20 protein-coding genes are annotated in these 19,147 nt (G+C 71.5%); 13 read left to right on the forward strand and 7 right to left on the reverse strand.

The window, feature by feature from the left end; translation table 11 throughout:
• Nucleotides 1-5: 5 nt before the first annotated feature.
• Nucleotides 6-503 carry a DUF3515 domain-containing protein gene (locus CP975_RS25615; RefSeq protein ID WP_055526872.1) on the reverse strand — a complete coding sequence of 166 codons (498 nt, stop codon included), beginning with the start codon at nt 501-503 and terminating at the stop codon, nt 6-8.
• Nucleotides 504-523: 20 nt separating this feature from the next.
• On the reverse strand, nt 524-757 hold the full coding sequence (locus CP975_RS25620; RefSeq protein WP_030787487.1) for an Lrp/AsnC family transcriptional regulator: 234 nt from the start codon (nt 755-757) through the stop codon (nt 524-526).
• Between the two features lie 209 nt (nt 758-966).
• Between CP975_RS25620 and CP975_RS25625 the strand changes: the two genes are divergently transcribed.
• The gene (locus CP975_RS25625) at nt 967-1,959 is read left to right on the forward strand and encodes a thiamine-phosphate kinase (RefSeq protein WP_055526870.1); all 993 of its coding nucleotides are present in this window, start codon (nt 967-969) and stop codon (nt 1,957-1,959) included.
• Entirely contained in the window at nt 1,956-2,750 is a 795-nt protein-coding gene (gene thiD / locus CP975_RS25630; RefSeq protein WP_055526868.1) for a bifunctional hydroxymethylpyrimidine kinase/phosphomethylpyrimidine kinase, read from the forward strand. The genes CP975_RS25625 and thiD overlap by 4 nt, the downstream gene beginning before the upstream one ends.
• On the opposite strand, the gene CP975_RS25635 is transcribed toward thiD, so the two are convergent.
• The 3 genes from CP975_RS25635 to rpmB form a co-directional block, all read right to left on the reverse strand.
• Nucleotides 2,723-3,991 carry an FAD-dependent monooxygenase gene (locus tag CP975_RS25635; protein ID WP_055526866.1) on the reverse strand — a complete coding sequence of 423 codons (1,269 nt, stop codon included), beginning with the start codon at nt 3,989-3,991 and terminating at the stop codon, nt 2,723-2,725. The genes thiD and CP975_RS25635 overlap by 28 nt on opposite strands.
• Nucleotides 3,992-4,026: 35 nt before the next feature.
• Nucleotides 4,027-7,053 (reverse strand): AfsR/SARP family transcriptional regulator, encoded by a 3,027-nt coding sequence (locus CP975_RS25640; protein WP_055526865.1) that lies wholly within the window; start codon nt 7,051-7,053, stop codon nt 4,027-4,029.
• A gap of 104 nt (nt 7,054-7,157) precedes the next feature.
• Entirely contained in the window at nt 7,158-7,343 is a 186-nt protein-coding gene (gene rpmB / locus CP975_RS25645) for a 50S ribosomal protein L28 (protein WP_016642993.1), read from the reverse strand.
• A gap of 239 nt (nt 7,344-7,582) precedes the next feature.
• Here rpmB and CP975_RS25650 point away from each other — a divergent pair, with 239 nt between their 5' ends.
• The 9 genes from CP975_RS25650 to mutM all read left to right on the forward strand — a co-directional run bounded on the left by CP975_RS25650 (nt 7,583) and on the right by mutM (nt 16,656).
• Nucleotides 7,583-9,283, forward strand: coding sequence for a DAK2 domain-containing protein (locus CP975_RS25650; protein ID WP_070321126.1), 1,701 nt, complete (start codon nt 7,583-7,585; stop codon nt 9,281-9,283).
• A gap of 57 nt (nt 9,284-9,340) precedes the next feature.
• Entirely contained in the window at nt 9,341-11,584 is a 2,244-nt protein-coding gene (gene recG, locus CP975_RS25655) for an ATP-dependent DNA helicase RecG (protein ID WP_055526862.1), read from the forward strand.
• Nucleotides 11,585-11,636: 52 nt separating this feature from the next.
• Nucleotides 11,637-12,230: a 16S rRNA (guanine(966)-N(2))-methyltransferase RsmD gene (gene rsmD / locus CP975_RS25660; RefSeq protein ID WP_055526860.1), complete on the forward strand. Its 594-nt coding sequence runs from the start codon at nt 11,637-11,639 to the stop codon at nt 12,228-12,230.
• A 26-nt stretch (nt 12,231-12,256) separates the two neighbouring features.
• On the forward strand, nt 12,257-12,736 hold the full coding sequence (gene coaD, locus CP975_RS25665) for a pantetheine-phosphate adenylyltransferase (protein ID WP_199782852.1): 480 nt from the start codon (nt 12,257-12,259) through the stop codon (nt 12,734-12,736).
• Nucleotides 12,737-12,847: 111 nt separating this feature from the next.
• Complete coding sequence (locus CP975_RS25670; protein WP_055526857.1) at nt 12,848-13,909, forward strand: hypothetical protein; 1,062 nt, start codon at nt 12,848-12,850, stop codon at nt 13,907-13,909.
• A 134-nt stretch (nt 13,910-14,043) separates the two neighbouring features.
• A complete protein-coding gene (locus CP975_RS25675) occupies nt 14,044-14,724 on the forward strand; it encodes a YceD family protein (protein WP_030787519.1) in 681 nt (226 codons plus the stop codon).
• 2 nt (nt 14,725-14,726) lie between these two features.
• Nucleotides 14,727-14,900, forward strand: coding sequence for a 50S ribosomal protein L32 (gene rpmF, locus CP975_RS25680; protein ID WP_026165248.1), 174 nt, complete (start codon nt 14,727-14,729; stop codon nt 14,898-14,900).
• Between the two features lie 7 nt (nt 14,901-14,907).
• The gene (rnc, locus tag CP975_RS25685; protein WP_055526856.1) at nt 14,908-15,729 is read left to right on the forward strand and encodes a ribonuclease III; all 822 of its coding nucleotides are present in this window, start codon (nt 14,908-14,910) and stop codon (nt 15,727-15,729) included.
• 66 nt (nt 15,730-15,795) lie between these two features.
• A complete protein-coding gene (gene mutM, locus CP975_RS25690) occupies nt 15,796-16,656 on the forward strand; it encodes a bifunctional DNA-formamidopyrimidine glycosylase/DNA-(apurinic or apyrimidinic site) lyase (protein WP_055526855.1) in 861 nt (286 codons plus the stop codon).
• Here the strand turns inward: mutM and CP975_RS25695 are convergent.
• Complete coding sequence (locus CP975_RS25695) at nt 16,629-17,009, reverse strand: winged helix-turn-helix transcriptional regulator (RefSeq protein ID WP_055526854.1); 381 nt, start codon at nt 17,007-17,009, stop codon at nt 16,629-16,631. The two genes, mutM and CP975_RS25695, sit on opposite strands and share 28 nt — an antisense overlap.
• A 59-nt stretch (nt 17,010-17,068) precedes the next feature.
• Nucleotides 17,069-17,974, reverse strand: a complete 906-nt coding sequence (locus CP975_RS25700; RefSeq protein WP_055526853.1) for a CAP domain-containing protein — start codon at nt 17,972-17,974, stop codon at nt 17,069-17,071.
• Between the two features lie 151 nt (nt 17,975-18,125).
• Here CP975_RS25700 and CP975_RS25705 point away from each other — a divergent pair, with 151 nt between their 5' ends.
• Together CP975_RS25705 and CP975_RS25710 are read left to right on the forward strand one after the other, a co-directional pair.
• Nucleotides 18,126-18,407, forward strand: a complete 282-nt coding sequence (locus CP975_RS25705) for an acylphosphatase (RefSeq protein WP_030787541.1) — start codon at nt 18,126-18,128, stop codon at nt 18,405-18,407.
• Between the two features lie 406 nt (nt 18,408-18,813).
• Nucleotides 18,814-19,017 carry a hypothetical protein gene (locus CP975_RS25710; protein WP_030787543.1) on the forward strand — a complete coding sequence of 68 codons (204 nt, stop codon included), beginning with the start codon at nt 18,814-18,816 and terminating at the stop codon, nt 19,015-19,017.
• Nucleotides 19,018-19,147 lie beyond the last annotated feature (130 nt).

A 19,147-nucleotide genomic window follows, 5' to 3' on the forward strand; every position in this document is an offset into this window, starting at 1 on the left:
CGGGCTCAGGCGATGCCCTTCGGGATCGTCTTCTTGATGGGGGCGGCGAAGTCCGTGAGCGGGCCGAGGCCGTCCCCCGTCCGCTCCTCGGGGAGCGTCACCTCGACGTAGGCCAGCCGCGCCCCTGTGGTGAACGTGTACGACCCGTCGTCGCGCTTCTCCAGGAGCCAGGCGACGCCGTTCACCCGCACGCCGTTCTGCCCGGCGTAGGCGGGGTCGATCATCTCCGGGGGCCGCGCCACGCCGCAGCGCAGTATGATCGCCGGGTCTCCCCACCCGGCGGTCAGTTCGGACTTCGGCCCGGGGTCCGTGCGCGCCAGCCCGTCGATCTCCTTCGGGAGCTGTGCGTGCAGGTCCCGGCAGAGCCTCGCGGCCTTCGCGTCCGGGGACGGAACCACCACTGACGCCTCGTCGTCCGTAGCTGAGCAAGCCGCCGTCGTGATCAACATGGCGAGGGCGGCCGTTCCTGCGAGGCAGCGGAGCCGGAGACGAGGGATGTTCACCGGGCCAGGGTAGACGGGGGCTACAAGTGCACGACCGGGCAGGTCAGGGTTCGGGTGATGCCGTCCACTTGCTGGACCTTGGCGACCACCATGCGGCCGAGCGCGTCCACCGTGTCCGCCTGCGCGCGCACGATGACATCGTAGGGGCCGGTCACGTCCTCGGCCTGGATCACTCCCGGGATCTTGCCGATCAGCTCGGCGACGGTCGACGCCTTGCCGACCTCGGTCTGGATCAGGATGTACGCCTGTACCACGGAACCTCCAGGGCGGCCACGAGGATCATGTGGGGAGAAGGGACGCCACGGTACCGCGTCGCCGCGCGCCACGGGGAGACCCGGGCGGGCTGTGGCGCGCACATCGTGCCGGACGGACAACAGACGTCGACGGTCACGTCGACCGTACCGACGACAGTGACGGCTCGCGACCGGGGACCGGTCAGCGTGAAAGGGCATGGTGAGACTCGGTGAAGGGAACCGTGGGCGAGTTGGGGGAGTTCGGGCTCATCAGGGAGCTCACCTCGCGGCTCACCTCCACTCCGGCCGTACGGCTCGGCCCTGGCGACGACGCCGCGGTCGTGTCCGCTCCGGACCGCAGGGTCGTGGCGAGCACCGACATCCTCCTGGAGGGGCGGCACTTCCGCCGCGACTGGTCCACCGCCTACGACGTGGGCCGCAAGGCCGCCGCGCAGAACCTCGCCGACATCGCGGCCATGGGGGCCGTGCCGACCGCGCTCCTGCTCGGCCTCGTGGTCCCCGCCGAGCTGCCCGCCAGCTGGCCCACCGAGCTGATGGACGGCCTCAGGGACGAGTGCCAGGTCGCCGGCGCGGCCGTGGTGGGCGGCGATGTCGTCCGCGGCGACACCATCACCGTCGCGATCACCGCGCTTGGTGATCTGCGCAACCACGAGCCGGTCACGCGCGCGGGCGCCCAGCCGGGCGACGTCGTCGCCGTCACCGGCTGGCTGGGCTGGTCCGCCGCCGGGCACGCGGTGCTCTCCCGCGGCTTCCGCTCGCCGCGCGCCTTCGTGGAGGCCCACCGCAGGCCCGAGCCGCCCTACCACGCGGGCCCCGCCGCCGCCGGACTCGGCGCGACCTCCATGACGGACGTCAGCGACGGGCTCATCGCCGACCTTGGGCACATCGCCGAGTCGAGCAAGGTGCGCATCGACATCCGCTCCGGGAACGTCGACGTGCCCTCACAGATGAACGACATCGGCCAGGCCGTCGGCGTCGACCCCCTCCAGTGGGTGCTCAACGGCGGCGAGGACCACGCGATCGTGGCGACGTTCCCGCCCGACGTGAAGCTGCCCGCCCGCTGGAAGGTCATCGGCGAGGTCCTCAACCCCTCGGCCCTGCCCCAGGTGACCGTGGACGGCGCGCCCTGGACCAGCAAGGGCTGGGACCACTTCGGGGACAACGCCGACCCGGGCACCGGGGGCCCCGGGGTGAACGAGTGACCGCGCCGCCACGGGTGCTCACCGTCGCCGGATCCGACTCCGGGGGCGGGGCGGGCATCCAGGCCGACCTGAAGACGATGCTCGCCCTCGGCACGCACGGCATGAGCGTCGTCACGGCCGTCACCGCCCAGAACTCCCTGGGCGTGCAGGGCTTTTGGGCGCTTCCGGCCCAGGCGGTGCGGGATCAGTACCGCAGCGTCGTCGACGACATCGGCGTACAGGCCGTGAAGACCGGCATGCTCGCCTCGGCCGAACTGGTCGAGACCGTCGCCGACTTGCTCGCGGGCACGGACGCGCCCGCCGTCGTCGACCCGGTCGGCGTCTCCAAGCACGGCGACTCGCTGCTCGCGGCGTCCGCCCTGGACTCCGTACGGACGAAGCTGCTGCCGGTGGCCACGGTCGCCACACCCAATCTCGACGAGGTCGCCCAGCTCACCGGCGTCGAGGTCACCTCGGAGGACGGCATGCGGCGCGCCGCCGCCGCCGTCCTCGCGTACGGCCCGAAGTGGGTGCTCATCAAGGGCGGTCACTTGCGCGGCGACGCCGTGGACCTGCTCACCGACGGCTCCGAGGAGCACGTGCTGCGCGCCCCGCGCCACGACAACCGCCACACGCACGGCACCGGCTGCACCCTCGCGAGCGCGATCGCGGCGCAGCTGGCGAAGGGGCAGAGCGTGCCACGGGCGGTGGCGGCGGCCAAGGAGTACGTGACCGGGGCGATAGCCGCCGGGTTCGCACTCGGCGGCGGGATCGGCCCGGTCGATCACGGCTGGCGGTTCAGGGAGGCGTAGGCGCCGGAGGGCTCAAGGGCGTACTCCTTGAGCGCGAGGTCGCTCGCGGCCTTCTCCGTCAGCCTCTTGAAGAAGCCCGCGAGCAGGCGGGAACCGAGCAGCCGGTAGACGCGGTCGCGGCTGCGGATCTTCTTCTCCGAGGGCGGGGCCAGGAAGGGGCCCGCGTTGCCCGAGATCTTCTGGCAGCCCTTGGCGTAGTCGCGGATCTCCGCCTCGTACGCGGCGAAACCGGCCCGGTGGTCGCCGCGCGCGGCCGCCAGCTCCCCGGCCAGGACGTACGCGCCGACCAGCGCCGTGCCCGTGCCCATGCCGCCCATCGTGGCGCCGTACCCGGCGTCCCCCAGGAGCACCACACGCCCCTTGGAGAGCCGGTCGACGTGGATCTGCGCGATGGCGTCGAAGTACAGCTCCTCGGCGCTCTCCAGGCCTTCCAGGGCCCGCGCCGCGTGCGTCCAGCCCAGGCCCGCGAACGTCTGGGCGAGGATCCTCTTCTGCCCGGCGGTGTCGTGGCGGTCGTAGTCGAGCCGCTCGGACCCGAAGATCAGGGCCGCGCCCGCCCGCTCGGGGTCGCCGTCATAGTTGCTGATCATGAGGGTGCGGCCGGGCTCGCTGTAGATGCGGGCGGTGCGGTCGAGCCCGAGGTGGTTGGGGATCCGGAAGCCGGCCACGTAGTAGCCGAGGAACCGCAGGTACGGCGCCTCGTCGCCGAAGACCAGACGGCGGGTGTTCGAGTGCAGCCCGTCGGCACCGACGACGAGGTCGAAGCGGCGGGGCGCGCCGTGGTCGAAGGTCACGTCGATGCCTTCGGAGTCCTCAGTCAGGGAGGCGATGGAGTCTCCGAAGACGTACTCCACGTGGTCCCGGGTGCCCTCGTAAAGGATCGTGGAGAGATCACCGCGGAAGATCTCCACATCGCCGCTCATCAGGAACGCGGGCAGATCCACCCGCTCCTTGTCGTCGGCCTCGACGATGGTCTGGCGGCCCATGTGCGTCTGGCGGCGGTGGACCTCGTCCCAGATGCCCATCCGCTGGAGCACCGTGCGGTGCACGTCGCCGCGGAAGTCGACGGCGAAGCCGCCCTCGCGCAGAGCGGGCGCCTTCTCCAGGACGGTGACGCGGGCCCCGTAGCGGGAGAGCCACAGGGCGAGAGCCGGGCCCGCGACGCTGGCGCCGGATATCAGGACGTTCAGATGGGCGAGGCTGTGGGCGCGGGTCTGGTTCGTGTGCGTCGCTGTCGTCATGCCAGGAAGCTTCGAGGCCGCCGCTGACCGTCCGCCTACCGTTCGCTTACCGCCTCCCTCACCGCCGCTGACCGCAGCTCCCGGCCCTGCCCGAAGGCCTTGTCGTACGCCTCCGGAGACAGCCGCTCGCGCGCGGACCGCTCTACGGGTACGACGTCGGGGTCACCGGCGATCAGCGTGCCGCGCAGGCCGTGGGCGGCACCGAGGAGCCGGGCGGCGTCCTCGGGGCCGGCCGCGACGGCCGCCAGCGCCTCGGCGACCTCGGCCAGTTCACCGGTGCCCGAGGCGAGGCCGCGGGCCTGCCCGAACCAGTCGGCCGCCTCCCGCGGGCGGGACTCGGCGAGCGCGGTACGGCCGAGGCCCACCAGGATCCGCACACTCTGCCCCAGGCTGAACCAGTTGGCGGCGCACGCCTCCAGAGCCGCTTCATAGTGCTCACGCGCGCGTGCCGTGTCCCCGGAGAGCCGCGCCACGTCCCCGAGGCCGCGCCGCGCGGTCGCCACCTTGTCGGGCACGCCCGTGGTGCGGGCGAGGGCGGCGGAGCGCGTGTAGTGGGCGGCGGCCGCCTCGAAGTCACCGGCGCGCAGCAGGACCGTGCCGCGCTGGTGCAGCAGATCGGCGGTCTCCTCGGGCGCCGCCAACTCGCGTACGTGCGTGAGGCCTTCGTCCAGGCGCCGAAGAGCCAGCTCGCGGTCGCCCCGCCAGTCGGCGAACATCCCCAGCGGATCCAGGCAGTTGGCCATGCCCCAGCGGTCACCGGTCGTCCGGAAGCCCGCGAGAGCGCGGGTGAACGCCGCTTCGGACGCGTCGGCGCGGCCCGCGAACAGTTCCTGGAAGCCCTGCCCGAGGTCGAGGAGGGCCACCCCCCAGGGATGGTCGCCGACCTGGGACCGCACCCGGTCCTCCATGGCGCGCGCGGGCCCGCCCGCCACCGACCAGAGCACTACCAGGTGCGGCAGCCGCAAAGGCCCCTCAAGCGCCGCCAGCAGACCGTCCGCGCGCGCGAGGCGGTCCGGCTCCGCGGGGTCGGCGCCGTCACCGGCGATCGTGTTGATCACGCACAGGACGTACTCCTCGCCGAGCCCCTCCGGAGGTTCGGAGCCCACCGCGTCGAGCAGGTCGCGGGCCAGGGCCGTGCGCTCTCCGTAGAGGCCGCGCAGCCGCCAGAACCAGGAGAGCGCCGCCATCATCCGCAGTCCGCCATGCGGGTCGGCGCGGGTCAGGTGGCGCAGCGCGGCGTCCAGATTGCCCTGCTCGGCGGCGAGCCTCGCCAGCCACGGCAGCTGCTCGCGCCCGCGCAGCCGCGGTTCGGCGCGCTCGGCGAGGTCCAGGAAGTACGTGGCGTGAGCGTCCCGCAGCCGGTCCTCCTCGCCCGCCTCGGACAGCTGCCGGGCACAGAACGCGTGAATGGTCCGCAGCATGCCGTACCGCCCGTCGGCCACGTCCAGGAACGACTTCTCCGCGAGCGAGGCGAGCAGGTCCTCCGGATACGGGATCCCGCAGACGGCCTGCACGGCCTCCGAGGTGGCGCCTTTGGAGAACACCGTGAGACGGCGGGCCAGCTCCCGCTCGTCGTCGTCGAGCAGCTCCCAGCTCCACTCGACGACGGCGTGCAGGGTGCGGTGCCGGGGGGCCTTCGTGCGGTCGCCGCGCGAGAGCAGCCGGAAGCGGTCGCCGAGGCGGGCGGCCAGGTCGTCCAGGGTGAGGGTGCGCAGCCGGGCGGCGGCCAGTTCGATGGCGAGCGGGAGCCCGTCGAGGGCCGCGCAGATCTCCCCGACGAGCCGCGCCCCGTCCCCGTCGGCGGGGCATTCCAGGTCGGGCCGTACGGCGGTCGCCCGGTCCGCGAAGAGCCGCGCCGCGGGCTCGGCGGCCAGCGGCGGCACCGCCCACAGGACCTCGCCGGTGATCCCGAGCCCCTCCCGGCTGGTGGCAAGGACACGCACCCCGGGGCAGGCCCCGAGCAGGAGCCCGGCGACCCGGGCCGCCTCGTCGATCATGTGCTCGCAATTGTCCAGCACGAGCAGCAGCTCACGGCCGTGCAGTGCGGACAGCAGCCGCTCGGTGGTGTCACCGCCCGCCGCGCGGAAACCGTCGCGCACCCCGAGCGCGGTGAGGATCGCGTACGTCACCTGGGCCCCGTCGGCCAACGGCGCCAGCTCTACGTAGCAGACGTCGGGCAGTGCCCTGGCGGCCTCGATGGCCAGCCGCGTCTTGCCCGCGCCGCCCGGTCCGGTCAGCGTCACGAGCCGCGCCCCGCTCAGCAGGGCGCCGATCCGCGTCAGCTCGTCGGCCCGCCCGACGAACCGTGTCAGCTGCGCGGGCACACCCCGCTGCCGGGTCGGCTCCTGGCCCCGGAGCAGCTCCAGGTGGAGCGCGGACAGCTCGGCGGAGGGGTCGGCGCCCAGTTCGTCGGCGAGGACGCGGCGCGCGTCCTCGTAGGCGGTGAGCGCCTCCGCGGGCCGTCCCGACGCGTGGAGCGCCCGCATCAGCTGGGCGTGCAGCCGTTCGCTCAGCGGGTGCCCGGCGATCAGCTCCCGCAGCTCCGGCACGAGGCCGGGACCGCCGCCCAGCGCGAGATCCGCCTCGACGCGGTCCTGTACGGCGGCCAGCCGCAGCTCGTCGAGACGGGCCACGAGACCAAGTGCATTCGGAAGGTCGGCGAGGGCGGGCCCCCGCCACAGGCCGAGCGCCTCCCCCAGGAGAGCGGCGGCGCCGGGATGGTCCCCGGAGCCGAGCGCGCGGCGTCCCTCACGGGAGAGCCGCTCGAAGTGGTGGAGGTCGACGTCCTCGGGGGAGACGGCGAGGCGATAGCCCGTCGGGACGGCCTCGATCTCAAGACCCAGACGCTTGCGCAGCCGGGAGACCTGCGACTGAAGGGCGTTCGATGCGCCCGTCGGCGGCTCGTCCCCGTAGAGCCCGTGGATCAGCCGCTCCCCGGAGACGGCACGGCCCGCGTCCAGGAGCAGCAGGGTCAGTAGCGCGCGGGGGCGCGGTCCGCCGGGGTCCATGGGGAGGCCGTCGCGGGAGCGGATGTCGAGGGGGCCGAGGATGCCGAAGCGCACCGCCAGATTCTGTCAGGCGCCCACGCGCGTGGGCATACGAAAAAGCCGGCTCCCCCGAAGGGGAACCGGCTGATTCAGCAACCAGCTAGGTGGCCGCGCTGACGTCAGCGCGAGACCTTGCCGGCCTTGATGCACGAGGTGCAGGCGTTGAGCCGCTTCGGCGTCCCGCTCACCACGGCACGCACACGCTGGATGTTCGGGTTCCAGCGACGGGGCGTACGGCGGTGCGAGTGCGAGATGTTGTTGCCGAAGCCCGGCCCCTTGCCGCAGACGTCGCAGTTGGCAGCCACGGGTCACTCCAAAGACTTCAGATGCACTTACGGTTAATCCCGGCATGCCGAGATCAGTGCAATGATCGAAGTGGCGTTGCCAGGAGGAATGTCCCGATGAGTATCGGGCAACCGGAGCAGCATACAACGACTGCTTCGGTACAACGAAACTACCATGGCTCGCCCGGCCCCCGCCCCGGGCCCCGTGTTCACCCCGGGTCTACGCTGCGTCCATTCCGGATGGTCAAGGAGGCGAACAGGTGCCGCAGAACCTCGACGCGGTCGCGGTGCGCGCCTGGTGCCGACTGGCTCTGGACGCTCTCGGCAGGGCCCGCGAGGAGATCGACTCCATCAACGTCTACCCGGTCGCGGACGGGGACACCGGAACGAACCTCTACCTGACCGTGGAGTCGGCGTCCCAGGCCGTCGACGCGGCCTTCACCGGGCACGACCCGGGCCTCCCCTCACTGGCGCAGACCGTGCGCGCGATGGCGCACGGGGCGCTCATCGGGGCCCGCGGGAACTCGGGCACGATCCTTTCGCAGCTCCTGCGGGGAATGGCACAGGTCCTCGGCGGCCCCGACACCCCCGAAGGCCCGAGCGGACCGGGCGGCGAGAACACCAGTGAGACGGATCACGCCGACGGCCGGACCCTGGAGCGGGCGCTGCGACGGGCCGCGGAGTCCGCGTACGAGGCGGTCGCGCACCCGGTCGAAGGCACCGTCCTGACGGTGGCCACCGCGGCGGCCGAGGCAGCTGAGGAGGCGGGGGGCGCCGACTGCGGGACGGTGGCCAGGGCCGCGTACGACGGCGCCTGCGCGGCCCTCGACGCGACGCCAGGGCAGCTCGCGGTCCTCGGGCGCGCGGGAGTGGTGGACGCGGGCGGACGCGGCCTCGTCGCGGTGCTCGGGGCGCTCGTGGGGGCCCTGTCGGGCGAGACGGTGTCGCACATGTCGCAGCACAGGTCCGCCGACGGCGCTCACGCGCGCGTGGAGGCCGCCGAGCGCGACGAGCCGTGCGAGGACCTTCCGGCCGAGGCAGGCGGGCCCGCCTTCGAGGTGATCTACCTCCTGGAAGCCGACGACAGCGCGGTCGCCCGGCTGCGGGCCCGGCTCGACCGGCTGGGCGACTCGCTCGTCGTGGTCGGCGGCGACGGGCTCTGGAACATCCACGTCCACGTCGACGACGCGGGAGCCGCCGTCGAGGCGGGCGTCGAGGCGGGCAGACCGCACCGCATCCGCATCACCCACTTCGGAGCGGGCGACGCGCACACCACCGCGCAGCCTCCCCGCGAACGTACGCAGAGAGGCATCGTCGCCGTCGTGCCCGGAGAAGGCCTCGCCGAGCTGTACGCCGAGGCCGGGGCGACCACCGTCCCCACGCGCGTGGGGGAGCCGCCCGCGAGCGGCGAGCTGGTCGACGCCATCCGGCGGGCGCACGCGCGCGAAGTAGTGCTCCTGCCCAACGACGCCGAGCTGCGCCACACCGCCGCCGCGGCGGCGGAACAGGCCAGGACGGAAGGCGTGCGCGTCGCCCTGATCCCCACCCGCTCCGCGGTCCAGGGCATCGCGGCCCTCGCCGTGCACGCGCCGGACCGCCGCTTCGACGAGGACGTCGTCGCCATGACCTCGGCGGCAGGCGCGACCCGCTACGGCGAACTGGCCGTCGCCGAGCGGCAGTCGTGGACCATGGCGGGCATCTGCCAGGCCGGCGACGTCCTCGGCCTCATCGACGGCGACGTCGCGGTGATCGGCTCGGAGGTCGCCCACACCGCCACCTCGGTCCTTGACCGCATGCTCTCGGCGGGCGGCGAGATGGTCACGCTCGTACTCGGCGAGTCCGTGCCCGACGCCGTAGCCGGGCAGTTGGAGAAGCACGTACGCGAGACGTATCTGGCAGTCGACACGGTCGTCTACCGCGGCGGCCGCCAGGCGGCGCTGATGCTGATCGGCGTGGAGTAGCCCCGCTGACCAGCGGTTCGGGGGACCTGCCGCGGATTGTCAGTGGCGTGGTGTGCAATGGATCTCGTGCCTGCGCTCGAAGAACCCCTGAAGAAAGTGGTCGGTCCCGCCACCGCGAAGGTGATGGCCGAGCACCTCGGCCTGCACACGGTCGGCGACCTGCTGCACCACTACCCCCGGCGGTACGCCGAGCGGGGCGAGCTGACCCGCCTCGCCGACCTCCCCCTGGACGAGCACGTCACGGTGGTCGCCCAGGTCGCGAGCGCGCGCCTGCACACCTTCGCGTCGTCCAAGGCGCCCCGCGGCCAGGGCCAGCGCCTCGAAGTCACCATCACCGACGGCAGCGGCGAGCTGCGCCTGGTCTTCTTCGGCCGCGGCGTCCACAAGCCGCACACGGACCTGCTGCCCGGCACCCGCGCGATGTTCGCGGGCAAGGTCTCCGTCTTCAACCACCGCCTCCAGCTCGCCCATCCCGCGTACGAACTGCTGCGGGGCGGCGATCCGGACGCGGTGGACAGCTGGGCGGGCGCGCTCATCCCGATCTACCCGGCCTGCAAGCAGCTGGAGTCCTGGAAGATCGCCAAGTCCGTCGAGACGGTCCTGCCCAGCGCGCAGGAGGCCCTCGACCCGCTGCCGCCCGCCCTCAGGGAGGGCCGCGCCCTGATCCCGCTCCCCGAAGCGCTCCTCAAGATCCACCGGCCGCACTCCAAGGCGGACATCGCCGCCGCCCGCGACCGCCTGAAGTGGGACGAGGCGTTCGTCCTCCAAGTAGCCCTGGCCAGGCGGCGGTACGCGGACGCGCAACTGCCCGCGGTCGCCCGCAGGCCCAAGGACGGCGGCCTCCTCGACGCCTTCGACGCCAAGTTGCCCTTCACCCTCACCGAGGGCCAGCAGAAGGTCTCCAAGGAGATCTTCGACGACCTCGCGACCGAGCATCCGATGCACCGGCTCCTTCAGGGGGAGGTCGGATCGGGAAAGACGATGGTGGCCCTGCGCGCCATGCTCGCCGTCGTGGACGCGGGCGGGCAGGCCGCCATGCTCGCGCCCACCGAAGTCCTCGCCCAGCAGCACCACCGCTCGATCGTCGAGATGATGGGCGAGCTGGCCGAGGGCGGGATGCTCGGCGGCGCCGAGCAGGCCACCAAGGTCACGCTGCTCACCGGCTCCATGGGCGCCGCCGCGCGCCGCCAGGCCCTGCTCGACCTGGTCACCGGCGAGGCCGGCATCGTCATCGGCACCCACGCGCTGATCGAGGACAAGGTGCAGTTCCACGACCTCGGCCTGGTCGTCGTGGACGAGCAGCACCGCTTCGGCGTGGAGCAGCGCGACGCCCTGCGCGGCAAGGGCAAGCAGCCCCCGCACCTGCTGGTCATGACGGCCACGCCCATTCCCCGCACGGTGGCGATGACGGTCTTCGGAGACCTGGAGACCTCCGTCCTGGACCAGCTCCCCGCCGGGCGCTCACCGATCGCCAGCCATGTCGTCCCCGCCCAGGACAAGCCCCACTTCCTCGCCCGCGCGTGGGAGCGCGTGCGCGAAGAGGTGGAGAAGGGCCACCAGGCGTACGTGGTCTGCCCGCGCATCGGCGACGAGGAGGACGAGGCGGCGGCCAAGAAGGGCGCCAAGAAGAAGTCCGTCGAGGAGAAGTCCGCTGACAGGGCCGAGGAGGCGGCCGCAGCCGAGAAGCGGCCCCCGCTCGCCGTCCTCGACGTCGCCGAGCAGCTCGCCCGGGGGCCCCTGAGCGGCCTGAGGGTCGAAGTCCTGCACGGCCGCATGCAGCCCGACGACAAGGACGCCGTGATGCGCCGCTTCGCCGCCGGCGAGACGCAGGTCCTGGTCGCCACGACGGTCATCGAGGTGGGGGTGAACGTCCCGAACGCCACCGCCATGGTCATCATGGACGCCGACCGCTTCGGCGTCTCCCAGCTGCACCAGCTGCGCGGCCGCGTCGGCCGAGGTTCCGCCCCCGGGCTGTGCCTGCTGGTCACCGACATGCCCGAGGCGAGCCCCGCCCGTGCCCGCCTCGGCGCCGTCGCCTCCACCCTCGACGGCTTCGAGCTGTCCCGCATCGACCTGGAGCAGCGCCGCGAGGGCGATGTGCTCGGCCAGGCCCAGTCCGGCGTCCGCTCCTCCTTGCGCATGCTCGCGGTCATCGACGACGAGGAGATCATCGCCGCCGCCCGGGAGGAGGCCGTCACGGTCGTCGCCAAGGACCCCGCCCTGGAGCACCTGCCGGAGCTGCGCACCGCCCTGGACGCCCTGCTCGACGCCGAACGCGAGCAGTACCTCGACAAGGGCTGACGCCCCGTACGCCATATCGTGGAGGGACCACCGCCCAAGCAGAAGGACTCAGATGACCCGCGTGATCGCCGGTGCGGCCGGCGGACGGCGCCTCGCCGTCCCGCCAGGGAACGGCACCCGCCCCACGTCCGACCGCGCGCGCGAGGGCCTCTTCTCCACCTGGCAGGCCCTCCAGGGCACGCTCGACGGGGCGCGCGTGCTCGATCTCTACGCGGGCTCCGGCGCCGTGGGCATCGAAGCGCTCTCCCGGGGCGCCGCGCACACCCTGCTCGTCGAGGCGGACGCCAGGGCCGCCCGCACCATCAGGGAGAACGTGAAGGCGGTCGCCCTGCCCGGCGCCGAGGTACGGGCGGGCAAAGCCTCCCAGATCGTCCAGCAAGGGGCGCCCACCGCCCCGTACGACCTGGTCTTCCTCGATCCGCCGTACGCCGTCAGCGATGACGATCTTCGGGAGATACTGCTCACACTCCGCTCGGAGGGCTGGCTCACGGAGGATGCGCTCGTCACCGTTGAACGCAGTACAAGAGGCGGAGAATTCGGCTGGCCGGAGGGTTTCGAGGCCCTCAGGTCCCGTCGCTACGGCGAGGGAACGTTTTGGTACGGTCGCGCCGCCTCTACGTGCGACGACTCAGTGATCGCGCCATGACCGGACCGGAGAGCGAGGGACTCACGATGCGCCGCGCCGTCTGTCCGGGGTCTTTCGACCCCATCACCAATGGACACCTCGACATCATCGCCCGCGCCTCCAAGCTGTACGACGTGGTGCACGTCGCGGTGATGATCAACCAGTCGAAGAAGGGCCTCTTCGAGATCGAGGAGCGGATCGACCTGATCCGCCAGGTCACCGCCGACTTCGGCAACGTCGAGGTGGAGTCCTTCCACGGCCTCCTCGTCGACTTCTGCAAGCAGCGCGACATCCCCGCCATCGTCAAGGGCCTCCGCGCGGTCAGCGACTTCGACTACGAACTCCAGATGGCCCAGATGAACAACGGCCTCTCGGGAGTCGAGACCCTGTTCGTCCCGACCAACCCCACCTACAGCTTCCTCTCCTCCTCGCTGGTCAAGGAGGTCGCGGCCTGGGGCGGCGACGTCGCCCACCTGCTGCCGCCGGTGGTCCACGAGGCACTCGTCGAACGCCTGGGCAAGAAGTGACCTTTCAGCCGATCCGCTGACAGCCCGTCATCCGGTGTCGGGCGGGCGTCCGTCGGCCTTACAGTCGTCCCGTCCGTCTCCCAACCAGCTGTAGAGAGTGGCGAGCACACGGTGGACGTGCAGAAGAAGATCGACGAGATCGTCCAGGCGGTCGGCAGCGCCCGGTCCATGCCCATGTCGGCCTCGTGCGTGGTCAACCGCGCCGATCTGCTCTCGATGCTCGAAGAGGTGCGCCAGGCCCTGCCCGGCTCCCTCGCGCAGGCCCAGGAGCTGATCGGCGGCCGCGAGCAGCTGGTCGAGCAGGCCCGCCAGGAGGCCGAGCGGATCATCGAGTCCGCGCACGCCGAGCGCGGCTCCCTGATCTCCGACACGGAGGTGGCCCGCCGCTCCCAGGGCGAGGCCGAGCGCATCCTCGCCGAGGCCCGCCAGGCCGCCGAGGAGGTCCGCGTCGAGGCCGACGACTACGTGGACAGCAAGCTCGCCAACTTCGAGGTCGTCCTCACCAAGACCCTCGGCTCGGTCGGCCGCGGCCGCGAGAAGCTCCTCGGCACCGGCCCGGGCCTCGACGAGAACGGCTACGAGGACGAGGACGCCCCCGAGCGCAGCCACGACCCCGAGACGCTCCGCCGCAACGCCGACGCGTACGTGGACGCCAAGCTCGGCGCCTTCGAGGCGGTCCTCGCCAAGACCCTGGAGGCGGTCGGCCGCGGCCGCCAGACCCTGCACGGCCGCGCCCCGGCCGACGAACTGGGCGCCCTCGGCGATGCCGCCGCCCCGCAGGGGCACACCACCGACGCGGAGTACCTCGCGGACCTCGCGGGACCGGCCGCCGCCCCGGCGCCCCCGCAGCAGCCGCCGCAGGCCCCGCCGGTCCCGGCCCAGCAGCCCGCGTACGTGCAGCAGCAGTCCCAGCACCAGCCCGACCCCTACGGGTACCAGCAGCAGGACCAGTACGCCTACCAGCAGCCGTACGGCCAGCAGGACCCCTACGCGTACCAGCACCAGGACCAGCACCAGTACGGGTACGCCCAGCAGAGCTATGAGCAGCCTCAGCAGCCCCAGGAGCCGCAGCAGCCGCAGTACGAGGCGCCCGCGGTGCTGGAGGAGGCCAGCCTCTTCGACACGACCATGATCAGCGCCGAGCAACTGCGCCGGTACGAGCAGGGGCGCTGAGGGCGGGCCCGGCCCGGATTGGGCCGAGAGCGAAAGGTCAAGTATCCTGGCTCTTCGGTCGCGCATACGTCCGCGACTTCGGCTGCCCACCCAGGTCTCGCATCTGGGGCACGGGATGAGGCGGCCCCCTCCTTATGGACTTCCAGGATTCGAAAGCAGGAAAAGCCCTGAGTGCTCGCCTTGACCACCGCAACCCTCTCGTGTTCGACACGCACGAGCTGGGTCGGCGTCCCGGTGCGCTGCAACGGCTGACCCGTGAGATCGAGGCGCCCGGTCCGCCGAGCCCCTTCGGTATCGAAGGGGTCATCGGAGTGCCGCAGGGCGCCCCGGTCCAGCTGGAGATCCGCCTTGAGTCGGTCATGGAAGGGGTGCTTGTCACAGGCACCGCCCGTGCATCGGCCGAGGGGGAGTGCGTAAGGTGTCTGGAGCCGCTAGAGCTGGAGCTCGACGCGGATTTCCAGGAGATGTTCTCGTACCCTGACGCCGACGACCGGGGCCGCACCGCGGAGCCGGCCGACGACGCCGAGGAAGACGAGAGCAGGCTCTTTCTCGAGGACGGCATGTTCGACCTCGAGCCTGTGCTGCGTGATGCGGTGGTGCTCGCACTGCCGATGCAGCCGGTGTGCCAGGACGACTGTCCGGGCCTGTGCTCCCAGTGCGGGGTGCGGCTCGCGGACGACCCGGACCACCACCATGACGCCGTCGACATTCGTTGGGCGGCATTGCAGGGACTCGCCGGGACCATCCAGGACGGCGAGAAGGACGAGATGAGCGGCGCTGGCGAAGCGGGCGTCGACGAGAAGCAGGAGAAGTAGCCGTGGCTGTTCCGAAGCGGAAGATGTCGCGCAGCAACACGCGCCACCGCCGGTCGCAGTGGAAGGCTGCGGTCCCCACCCTGGTTTCGTGTGAGCGTTGCCAGGAGCCCAAGCAGCAGCACATCGCGTGCCCGAGCTGCGGCACCTACAACAAGCGCCAGGTCCTCGAGGTCTGAGCGGCTGGTGAGAGGCACCGTGTCTAGCCCCAAGAAGGCGGAAGACGCCAAGAAATTGGCGGAGACAACGGCCTCGTCCCACACGCTTCTGGAAGGGCGGCTCGGGTACAAGCTCGAGTCCGCCCTTCTGGTGCGTGCGCTGACCCACCGTTCGTACGCGTACGAGAACGGCGGCCTGCCGACGAATGAGCGCCTGGAGTTCCTCGGGGACTCCGTGCTCGGTCTCGTCGTCACGGACACGCTGTACCGCACCCACCCCGACCTGCCCGAAGGCCAGCTGGCCAAGTTGCGGGCCGCGGTGGTCAATTCGCGTGCGCTGGCGGAGGTCAGCCGCGGCCTCGAACTCGGCTCCTTCATCCGGCTCGGCCGGGGCGAAGAGGGCACGGGTGGCCGGGACAAGGCATCCATCCTCGCCGACACCCTGGAAGCGGTGATCGGCGCGGTCTATCTGGACCAGGGTCTGGACGCGGCGGGTGAGCTGGTGCACCGGCTCTTCGACCCGCTGATCGAAAAGTCCTCGAACCTGGGCGCGGGCCTGGACTGGAAGACCAGTCTCCAGGAGCTGACCGCGACGGAGGGCCTCGGCGTGCCCGAGTACCTCGTCACGGAGAGCGGCCCCGACCACGAGAAGACCTTTACTGCTGCCGCCCGCGTCGGAGGCGTCTCGTACGGCACCGGCACCGGCCGCAGCAAGAAGGAAGCGGAGCAGCAGGCCGCCGAGTCCGCATGGCGTGCGATTCGCGCCGCGGCGGACGAGCGGACGAAGGCGGCGAAGGCCGCTGTAGCTGCCGCGCAGCCCGAGGGGACCGCCGACACCCCCTCGGTCTGACGGCCGCCTATCCTTTGATGCCGGTCGCCCCCTTCAGGGGCGGCCGGCATCGTGCTGGAGGAGACCATGCCTGAGTTGCCCGAAGTCGAAGTCGTCCGGCGTGGCCTGGAGCGCTGGGTCAGCGGGCGGGTCGTCGCCGATGTGCAGGTGCTGCATCCCCGTGCCGTACGGCGCCACCTCGCGGGCGGTGAGGACTTCGGCGCCCGGTTGAAGGGACACCGGATCGGGCTCGCCCAGCGGCGCGGCAAGTACCTGTGGCTGCCGCTCGCCGACTCCGGGCAGTCGATCCTCGCCCACCTCGGCATGAGCGGCCAGCTCCTGGTGCAGCCGCACGACGCGCCGGACGAGAAGCATCTGCGGATCCGCGTCGGCTTCGACGACGTCCAGAGCACCGAGCTGCGCTTCGTGGACCAGCGGACCTTCGGCGGACTCTCGCTGCACGACAACACCGCCGACGGGCTGCCGGACGTGATCGCGCACATCGCGCGCGACCCGCTCGACGATGCGTTCGACGACGACGCCTTCCATCTCGCGCTGCGCCGCCGCCGTACGACGATCAAGCGGGCCCTGCTCGACCAGTCGCTGATCAGCGGCGTCGGCAACATCTACGCGGACGAGGCGCTCTGGCGCGCACGGCTGCACTACGAGCGGCCCACCGCCACCTTCACCCGCCCGCGCACGGCCGAACTCCTGGGCCACGTACGGGATGTGATGAACGCGGCGCTCGCCGTCGGGGGCACCAGCTTCGACAGCCTCTACGTCAACGTGAACGGCGAATCAGGTTATTTCGAGCGGTCGTTGGACGCCTACGGCCGCGAGGACCAGCCCTGCCGCCGCTGCGGCACCGCGATCCGCCGCCGCCCCTGGATGAACAGGTCCAGCTACTTCTGTCCGCGCTGTCAGAGGCCGCCGCGCGCGGCGTCGTAGCGCTCCTGGGCCTTCAGGACCTCGCCCTGGCGGCCCTCGACGAAGTGGATCAAGGCAAGCAGGCGCTCGGCGATCTCCCGCCCCAGCGCGGTGAGTTGGTAGTCCACGCGCGGCGGGTTGGTCGGCTGGGCGTCGCGCAGCACCAGACCGTCGCGCTCCAGCGCGTGCAGGGTCTGGGAGAGCATCTTCTCGCTCACGCCGTCGACGCGGCGACGCAGTTCGTTGAAACGGAACGTGCCGTCGTGCAGCGCCCCGAGAGTGAGCGCGCCCCAGCGTCCCGTGACGTGCTCCAGCGTGCTCCGCGACGAGCACTGCCGGGAGAACACGTCGTACGCCAGGTCCGAGGAATCCATGCGGACACCCTACTCTTCCACAGCGCTCACCCTGAGTTAGCGCTGTGGAGTCGAAGGCGTCAGAAGCCGAAGTCCTGAGTCCACCACGGGCCGCCCGCCGCGAAGTGCGCGCCGACACCCAGGGTTTTGTAGTCGCAGTTGAGGATGTTGGCGCGGTGGCCGGGGCTGCTCATCCAGGCGTCCATCACCGACTGGGCGTCGGCCTGGCCGCGGGCGATGTTCTCGCCGCCCAGGTCCGTGATGCCGGCCTTCTCGGCGCGGTCCCATGGAGTCGCGCCGTCCGGATCGGTGTGGGCGAAGAACCCGCGCTCGGCCATGTCCGCGCTGAAGCGGCCCGCCAGAGCGGCGAGCCTGCTGTCGGCGGTCACCGGACGGCAGCCGACCTTAGCCCGCTCTTCGTTGACCAGCGTGAGCACCGCGGCCTCGGCCGCGGTGCTCACGCCGGACGGTGCCTGCGGGCTCGCCGGGGGAGCCTTGGGCTTCTCCTCGGGCGTACGGGACGGGGGAGGCGTCGGCTTCTCGGCGCTTTCGCCGTTGTCCTTCCCCTTGTCCTCCGGCTTCGACGCCGGGGACGACGGCTTCTGGGAGGGCGTCCTCGACGGCTTCGGGGCGGTCCTCGAAGGACTGGGCCGCGGAGCCTCGGAGCGGTCGGTGCCACGGCTCGGCGAGGGCTCGGCGCGGTCGGCGTCAGCGCCCGCGCCGCCCTGGGCGTCCACTCCGACGGGGGCGCTCGCGGACTGGACCGTGCCGGGCTCGCCGCCACTGTCGAGGCGGTAGCCGTCACTGCCGGGCAGCACGCCCGACGCGACCGCGACGGCGCCCATCGCGACGGCGGCGGAGACGCCGAGCAGCCCCGTGCGCACCGGAGCGGAGGCCCGGCTCCTGCGGCGGTGCGACACCGTCCCCGGATGGTTCTCGGGGGTAGCGGCGGCCCGCCCGGCACCGGAGCGTCGGTGGCGTCCCATCTCCTGGCCTTTCGTTCTCCACGATCTTTATGATCAATGTTTATGATCATGTGACTCACTCATATGAGTGAGGCTTATCGAGTCGCGACTGTACGCGATGGCCTATGGGGGCGAAGTGCTCCCAGGGCAATTGGCCGGTTAGCGTGCACCCATGAACGAAGACGTACGACTCACCGCCTGGGTGCGAGGACGCGTGCAGGCTGTGGGTTTCCGCTGGTTCACCCGGGCCAAGGCGCTGGAGATCGGCGGCCTGAGTGGTTTTGCTCTCAATCTGGAGGACGGCCGCGTGCAAGTGGTCGCCGAAGGGCCCCGGGCCGGCTGCCAGGCACTGCTCGACTGGCTTCGCGAGGGCGACACACCCGGACGCGTCGACGGGGTCACCGAGATCTGGGACACACCACGTGGCATATACGAGAGCTTCGCCATTCGCTGACGGTGACCCGGTCGGACGTCACCAGACGGGTACGGCGACGGCTCCGTTCGGTGTCCGAGGCAACTGCCCGGGGCAGAAAAGACCTGGTGGTTGCCAAGAACGGCTTGTCGTGGCAGGCTCCGCAGATAAGGATGATCTCCACGCCCCCAGGGCCCCGCAGGAGAAGCAGCGCCGCCCGTTCCCGGGCCGCGCGCCCCCGGGTCGCCCGCCAATACGGGGCGTGATCGTGTTGACCGTCAAACTTTTTGGTGAGACTCTGGAAGCCCCGCGCACCTTAGCTGTTTGGCATGTGAGAACGGCCAGCAAGACCAGCAGAACAAAGAGTGCCAGACACCGCGGGTGCGATTCCCTCACGACCCACACCGCACCGCTTCGGTCGGTCACTCATTGTGGAGGACCATCCATCATGGCAAAGGCGCTTCTCGGTTACGTCGGCGGCAGCGACCCGCGACTCCTCGCCGAGATGCGACGGCTCCAGCAGCGCGTCCAGGACCTGGAATCCGAGCTCGTTCGGATCCAGCAGGAGAACGACGCGCTCGCGGCTGCCGCTTCTCACGAATCGCTCATGGAGAGCATCGACGTACCCCAGGCGGAGCCTGCGCTCACCTGACCACCCTTGATGAAGCACACACCAGGGCCTTGCCTTAAAGGCGCCTCGTAATAAGCACGTGGTCAGGCTGTCCTGTCAGCCGCTGTCTCCAGATCTGCAAGGGACGCTTCGGCGTCCCTTCTTTCTTGCT

The organism is Streptomyces alboniger (genome assembly GCF_008704395.1).
Taxonomy (GTDB): Bacteria; Actinomycetota; Actinomycetes; order Streptomycetales; family Streptomycetaceae; genus Streptomyces; species Streptomyces alboniger.